The organism is Herbaspirillum sp. CF444 (assembly GCF_000282135.1).
Classification (GTDB): domain Bacteria; phylum Pseudomonadota; class Gammaproteobacteria; order Burkholderiales; family Burkholderiaceae_D; genus Herbaspirillum.
The window spans coordinates 57398-64919 of the sequence record NZ_AKJW01000113.1; the positions used below are offsets into that span (position 1 = coordinate 57398).

General features: G+C 53.9%; 5 protein-coding genes. All 5 read left to right on the forward strand.

The features are described from left to right. The first annotated feature begins 39 nt into the window (after nucleotides 1-39). A complete protein-coding gene (locus PMI16_RS23190; protein ID WP_007884137.1) occupies nucleotides 40-1050 on the forward strand; it encodes a polysaccharide biosynthesis protein in 1011 nt (336 codons plus the stop codon). Continuing rightward, complete coding sequence (gene wecB, locus PMI16_RS23195) at nucleotides 1043-2170, forward strand: non-hydrolyzing UDP-N-acetylglucosamine 2-epimerase (RefSeq protein ID WP_007884138.1); 1128 nt, start codon at nucleotides 1043-1045, stop codon at nucleotides 2168-2170. Before PMI16_RS23190 ends, wecB begins: the two co-directional genes overlap by 8 nt. A 99-nt stretch (nucleotides 2171-2269) precedes the next feature. After that, nucleotides 2270-4729 (forward strand): O-antigen ligase family protein, encoded by a 2460-nt coding sequence (locus tag PMI16_RS23200; RefSeq protein WP_237719935.1) that lies wholly within the window; start codon nucleotides 2270-2272, stop codon nucleotides 4727-4729. Beyond that, a complete protein-coding gene (locus PMI16_RS23205) occupies nucleotides 4716-6188 on the forward strand; it encodes a hypothetical protein (RefSeq protein WP_007884140.1) in 1473 nt (490 codons plus the stop codon). Before PMI16_RS23200 ends, PMI16_RS23205 begins: the two co-directional genes overlap by 14 nt. A gap of 140 nt (nucleotides 6189-6328) precedes the next feature. After that, nucleotides 6329-7426 carry an MraY family glycosyltransferase gene (locus tag PMI16_RS23210; protein WP_007884141.1) on the forward strand — a complete coding sequence of 366 codons (1098 nt, stop codon included), beginning with the start codon at nucleotides 6329-6331 and terminating at the stop codon, nucleotides 7424-7426. Nucleotides 7427-7522: the final 96 nt, after the last annotated feature.

The following is a 7522-nucleotide window of genomic DNA, read 5'->3' on the forward strand; positions in this document are numbered from 1 at the left end:
GCGGGCGCTGTTATTCACCATGGATGAATTGAGTATTGTATGTTTGATAATAAAGTTTTGATGATTACGGGCGGTACCGGATCTTTCGGCAATACCGTTCTGAAACGCTTTCTGGATACAGCCGTACGCGAAATCCGCATCTTCAGTCGCGACGAAAAGAAACAGGAAGACATGCGGATTGCCTTGAACAATGACAAGGTCAAGTTCTACATCGGCGACGTGCGCAACTACGATAGCGTGGCGCAGGCCCTGGTCGGCGTCGATTTTGTTTTTCATGCGGCGGCATTGAAGCAGGTTCCATCGTGCGAGTTTTATCCCATGGAGGCCATCCGGACCAACATCCTTGGCACCGAAAACGTGTTGAATGCGGCCATCGCCTCCAAGGTAAAGCGCGTCGTCGTATTGAGCACGGACAAGGCGGTTTATCCAATCAACGCCATGGGAATCTCCAAGGCGATGGCTGAAAAATTGGTCACGGCAAAATCACGCAGCATTCCCGCCGATGGTCCGCGCATCTGTGCCACGCGTTACGGCAACGTCATGGCTTCGCGCGGATCGGTCATTCCGCTTTTCATCGCGCAATTGAAGGCGGGGCAGCCGCTGACGGTGACGGATCCGAACATGACGCGCTTTCTGATGTCGCTGGAGGATTCCGTCGATCTGGTGTTGCATGCATTTGAGCATGCCGAGCAAGGCGACTTGTTCGTGCAGAAAGCGCCGGCTTCCACGGTTGCCGATCTGGCGCAAGCGCTGTGCGAATTGTTCAAACTCGACAATCCGGTCAAGATCATCGGCACGCGCCACGGCGAAAAGCTCTATGAGTCGCTGATCTCCAGGGAAGAGATGGCGAAGGCGACGGACATGGGACGCTATTATCGTGTGCCTGCCGACAATCGCGATCTGAATTACAACAAGTATTTCGTTGAGGGCGAGTCGCAGATTTCGGCGCTGGACGACTACACATCGCACAATACCGAGCGTCTTGACGTGGAAGGCATCAAGGCATTGTTGCTGAAGTTGCCGGAGATCCAGGAGGCGCTCAATGCTTAAGGTCATGACCCTGGTGGGGACGCGTCCTGAGCTGATCAAGATGAGCCGGGTCATTGCCGAATGCGACCGTCAGTTCAATCACGTGCTGGTGCATTCGGGACAGAATTACGACTACGAGCTGAACCAGATCTTTTTTAACGATCTTGAGATTCGTCAACCCGACTTTTTCCTGGAAGCCGCCGGCGACTCGGCGGCCAAGACAATCGCCGCCGTGATCGAGAAATCAGATGCCTTGTTTGCGCAAGAAAAACCTGATGCCTTGTTGCTGTATGGCGATACGAATACCTGTTTGGCGGTTATTTCGGCGAAGCGTCGAAAAATTCCGGTATTCCACATGGAAGCCGGCAATCGCTGTTTCGATCAGCGCGTTCCGGAAGAATTGAATCGCAAGGTGCTGGATCATTTGTCCGACATCAACATGGTGTTGACGGAGCATGCCCGGCGCTATCTGATCGGTGAAGGCATCAAGCCCGAGCAGATCATCAAGACGGGATCGCACATGCGCGAAGTGATCGATCACTATCGTCCTAAAATCGACAATTCCGATGTGCTTTCGCGATTGAATTTCGAGGCCGGACAGTTTTTTGTCGTCAGTGCACACCGCGAAGAAAATGTCGACTCCCCGGAGTCCATCAAGGATTTGCTGGAGACCTTGCAAGCGCTGGTGAACCGGTACGGATTACCCATCTTTGTTTCCACGCATCCGAGAACGCGCAAGCGCCTCGAAGAAAGCGGTTACCAGGAACTGGATTCCCGCATTGTGTTTTCCAAGCCGCTGGGTTTCTTCGACTATATGAAGCTGCAAATGGAGGCGCGCTGCGTGTTGTCCGACAGCGGCACCATCACCGAGGAGGCATCGCTGCTCAATCTAGCCGCCATCACGATACGCAATGCGCACGAACGTCCTGAGGGCATGGATGTCGGCACCTTGATCATGGCGGGATTGAAAGCCGAACGCGTGATCCAGGCCATCGATATCGTCACCTCCCAAAGAGCGGCCAAAAGCCGGCCCGTGTTGCCGGTGGCCGACTATGAAAATCCTGACGTATCGAAGCAGGTCGTTCGTATTGTCGCCAGCTATGTCGACTATATCAATCGGGTCGTGTGGTCTAAGTCCTAGTCGCCATGGCGATCGTTGAACCTAGTTGGTCGGATGCAGTCCCAAATACCAACAGGGTCCCGCAAATAATTAATTATTTGGCAACGAAAGAAATACAGATTGCGCTACTCATTTCCTCTGGCGTTCATGGCCAATACGTTTGCCGTGACCGCCCTCCTTATCGGACTCGGTCTCGCCGGCCATCAGGCGATGGCGGCCGAAGTCGGGGTTGTTCAGGCCGCCACGCTGGCATTGCTTTATGCTTTTTCGGCAAATGCGCGCAGCCTGATTCTCAGCAAGACCTCCGGCGTTTCGGCATATGCCGTCATGTCGGGCCGGTTGCTCTTGATGGCGCCGCTTGCCGCGGCCGCCTACTGGCTTAGTGCCGGCGTTGCCGGAGCACCTCCGCTTTTTGCAATTATCCTGATCGCACGCCGTTGCATTGAGTGGATAGGCGAGGTTCATCTGAGCGAAATGGAGCGGCTTGGCGAGCAGCGCATAGCCAGGCAATACGTACTTCTGCAATCGGCACTTCTGTTCGGCGTGCTGGCGTGGCTGATCGGTGATTTTCCGTTTCCCTTGCTGGGCCTGTCGCTGTGGGCGGCTGTCCCGCTGCTCTTCAGCGTGAAGTTCCTGACAGGTCTGCGCAGAGAAGAAGGGAATCCGCTCAGAGGAGCCCTCCGGAAAATTCTTCCCAATCTGGGATCGACCGCCATCATCGGCATTACCGTCTATGTATTTCGCCTGTTGATATTGCTGGTCACTTCCAAGGAAATCGCGGGCGATTTATTCACGGCGTTTGCAATCGGCGGCGCCATCGGATCGATTTTTGCCAATGCCCTCGGCGCCAGCATTGCGCTGCACGAGCAAAATAGCGGAAGACCGCACCAGCCGCGTTTCTTGCGCTGGACATTGTCATTCTCCCTGCTGGCGGGTGTTTGCATCACGGCCGCCGCGATTGGCCGCCTTCCGATTCTTGAGCTGACCGGGAAGTCCTATTTTTTCTGGCAAACGACGGGCTTGTCGATGATCGCCGGCGTGATCATGGTGCATGCTCAGAAAATACGTTTCCGTCTCTTGCAGCACGATACTGAGCATGACGTATTCGGGCCCGACGTACTGATGAATATCCTCATCTTTACGGCAGTTCCCTTTGCGTTCTATCTGTTCGGCCAGGAAGCTTTGAGCGGCTTGTATTTGGCCAGCGCGCTCCTGGCCTACATGTTTTATTTCAGTGCAAGGAAAGAGAAGCTGGAAAACATGGGGCAGCAAGTCTGGCCGCTTTCCGTGGAAAAGACTTTGCGGATGACGATCGCGGCCTTGCTGCTGCTGCCCTTGTTCTTTCAAATCGGCCAGGGCGTATTTCATAGTGAATCGGCGGTCTATGATTCCGGCGGACGCGTGATGAATTTGCCGATTCCGCTTTCCGCATTGGTTTGCTATTCAGGAATTGTGTTGCTTGGGACTTATCGGCGTGCATTTCTGTCGTTCAGTTACATCTTCATGACGTGCGTGCTGATGATCATGTCGGCGATTATTCTCACGCAAAATTTCCCTGATCAGCAGCAGGCAAAATTTTTGTTGCTGATTCAATTGCTCTTGCCCATGTTTGCATTGGTATTGGGACAGGTGTTCGAACCTAAAGACGTGGTCAACGACGACGCGTACGCGAAAGCGTTCTTTTGGGTATTGATCGTCGTCGTGCCGGTTCAGCTCTTTTACACGTGGTGCGCAGGTCATGGTTATCTGTCCCCGGAAATGGGATTTTTCTCCGTGTACCAGACGCTCGAATATGTGCCGCTGATTTTTGTTGCCGCCTATATTCTTGCCTTGTTTTATTTGTGGGATACCGCGCGTTACAACATCGGTTTGTCAGTACTGTCGCTTTGCATGGCCGTGTATGTCGTTGCATCGTCGTCGGTGTTGAGTTGTATTTTGTTCTTCCTGGGATTGCTTGTCTTTGCGTGGATTCGCATGAGAAGGCGAAGCATATTGCCCGTCGTCCTGCTGGTGCTGGCATCGGCGATCAGTTGGGGATACGGTCGGCATGAAGTCAGTCTCATGCAGCAAGAAGCCGCGTACAGAGCAGGGAAACTTGCCGAGCAGTCCGCAATGACGGGGATCGATCAGCCGGAAGAACCAAGTGCCGCGACGCTGATGGACGTACGTGCGCGCGTGGCAAGCAGAATCCAGTATTGGGACTATTACCTCCATGGCGTGACTTCCGGCATCAAGTCACTATTGCTCGGTGCCGGTAGTGCCCCCGAGCGCCGCCATTATCCGAGTGCGCACAATTACTATCTTGATTTTGTCTATAACTTCGGACTGATCGCGATATTGCCGACCTTGTTTCTCATCGGGGTAACCATCAGAAGAATGTATCAAATGCGTGCCGAGGTCCTGGCATCGCCGGCGTTGTTGTCCCTCAGCCTGGTGGTCCTGTTCTTGGTGATCATCGACAACGCGGCAAAAGTCAGCATGCGGCAACCGTATTCAGGGGTATTCATTTTCTTCTTGTGGGGCCTGCTGATAACGAAATTATCAAAATTGCGTGCGAGGAGCGCCAATGCAGCAATATAAGATTTTGCCGTCGCCATGCATGCGGATTCTGCTTGGCGTTTTCGTCGCTGTCATGCTGGCCTTGGCTGTGATTGCCTACCAGGCCTATCCGGGGCAAGGCTACATCTATCTCTTGTTCACCGTCATTTCAAACTATCTGCTGTGGCTCGGATTCCGGAAAAAGGCGATCTATTTCGATACCATCATCGGCGTTCTGTTCTGGCTGGGCTTCTGGCTCAAGTTGACCATCCGGGTGGGATTTACCCATGGGAGGTTCATTGAGCAGACCGGTAATTTCGATGGCTCAGGGCCGGCCTTCGACCGCGGCTTGCTGGTGGCTTCATGCGGTTTGTTTGCACTGATTGTTGTTTCCCTGATTCGGGAGCGTGTTTTTTGCTACGACGAACAACCTGCGGCAACGATATCTCAGCCGGGACTGTATGGTTTTTATTGCAAGTACAGGAAGTCCGTATTGGCCGTATTCGCGATCCTGTGTCTCGGTGTCGCCATCACCAATATCATGTACGGTATTTATCAGCGAGGACAAGTACCGGAAACCATCTTGCCGTTTGGTCTGAGCGGTGTCTATAAATGGCTGTTGCAGTTTGGCCTGGCCTCCTTTGCCGCACTCATCCTGCATTTCGAGTATGTCGCCGGCGGCAGAAAGTCATTGACCGGCTGGGCTTTCGCGATCTTCGAGGGGTTCACGTCCAACGTATCATTGCTGAGCCGTGGCATGGTGTTGAACTGGAGTGCGCTGTTTTACGGATTTCTTCGAAGCGTCCAACTGAACAGGCTCAAGATCAGGTTGCCTTTCATTGCGGGGATCTGCCTGCTTTTTGCGCTGTTGTTCGCGGGTTCAGTCTTGTCTGTCAATCATCTTCGTTATCACGGTTCGTTCAAAAATGCGGCGCGGGAACTTTCGTCAGAACGAGATTGGGGAGGGTATGACGCTCAGGCGATCAACGGCATGGGCAAATCGCTTTTTATCGACCGCTGGGTCGGCATGGAAGGCGTGCTGGCGGTGACCAGTTCAGGCAGAGAAGGTTGGGATCTGTGGAAACAGGGCTGGCAGGAGAGATATTCGGATCACAGCACCAGTTTCTTTGATTTGAATATGGTCGACTCTCCCTATCTGAAGGCGGATACAACGGTCCATCACTATATTTCCTTGCCCGGCGTCATTGCATTCTGTTTTTATTCGGGTTCGTTTCTCTTCTTGTTCGGATGCATGCTTCTGGTGGGGGCGATCGGCGCCGTCATCGACGTCGCCGTTTACCGCCTGGGCGGGAAAAACCTGATCTTGTGTTCGCTGCTTGCACAAGTCGTTGCTTATCGGTTTTCCAGTTTCGGCTATGTTCCCGCCCAGTCCTACTTGCTTTTCGGTTCTTTGTTTCTGAATTTGCTGATGATTTACGGCGCTGAAAAAGTGCTTGCCCGCAAGTCGAATCATCTGCCGCTCAACGCCCAGTCGCGATAAAATCGGGCCTGCGCCAGAATTTCGTTGTCAGCAAGATATTGTGCTTCAATCGCCGCATCAATCACGTTTTTGCTCAAACGGCCCGGACGTCCGGGCATGCGCGGCATAATAAATATTAATCAGTTAACAGCCAAGCCAACATGTCATCGCTATTCATCAGCTTCCTTATCTCGGCCGTTATGACACTGCTTGTGATCAGGTATTCGAGCTTGCACGACGGCATGCTGGATTCCGACCTGGATGGCGTGCAAAAGGTGCATGTTCATGCCGTGCCGCGTATCGGCGGATTGAGTATTTTTGTCGCAGTTGTCTGCGGCGGGGCATACTCCGTATGGCGTCAACCCGATATTGCAAAAAGCATGGCGCTGATCATTGCCTGCTCCTGTGTCGCCTTTGCGGGAGGGATCGTCGAGGATTTCACCAAGAGCGTCAGCCCGAGGCGACGCTTGTTCCTGACCATGGCTGCTGCCTTGCTGGGCTTCTGGCTGCTTGATGCGCGCATCGATCGTATCGATCTGCTCTCGGGAAGCTGGATGCTGAACTATGCCTGGATCAGTCTGCCCCTGACCGTGCTTGCCGTGGCAGGCATTGCCAATGCCATCAACATCATCGACGGCTTCAATGGACTGGCGAGCATTGTTGCGCTCTGCATGCTGCTGTCCCTGGGCTACGTCGCGCTGCAGGTGGGCGACTCCTTCGTGCTGATTGCAGCATTGCTGGTGGCCGGCGCCGTCGCCGGTTTCTTCATCTGGAATTACCCGGCTGGCCTCATTTTCATGGGGGATGGCGGCGCCTATTTTCTCGGCTTCATGCTGGGGGAGTTGGCCATCCTGCTGGTCATGCGCAACCCTCAGGTATCGAGCTGGTATCCCGCGCTCTTGCTGATCTATCCATGTTTCGAGACCTTGTTTTCGGCGTATCGCCGGTTTTTCCTGCGCGGGCAGTCGCCGGGGATGCCCGACGGCATTCACTTGCACAGCCTCATTTTCCGCCGCCTCGTTCTCTGGGCCGTCGGCAGGCGCGATGCCCGCAACCTCACGCGTCGCAATTCCCTGACATCTCCCTATCTGTGGCTGTTATCGCTGATGGCGGTGGGGCCGGCCACCTTGTTATGGCGACATACATGGGCATTGATGATATGTTGCGGCCTGTTCGTGCTGACATACATATGGCTGTATTCGCGCATCATTCGTTTCAAATCGCCACGATGGCTGATTTTGCGTAAAAAGCATCGTTAGAACTCATTTCATAAATAGGCGTGAGATGCGTTCTTCCCAGAAAGGGTGCTGGCAAGGGTGTAGCAGGGGTTTCGCGCAGCATGCTGCGCGCCTGCG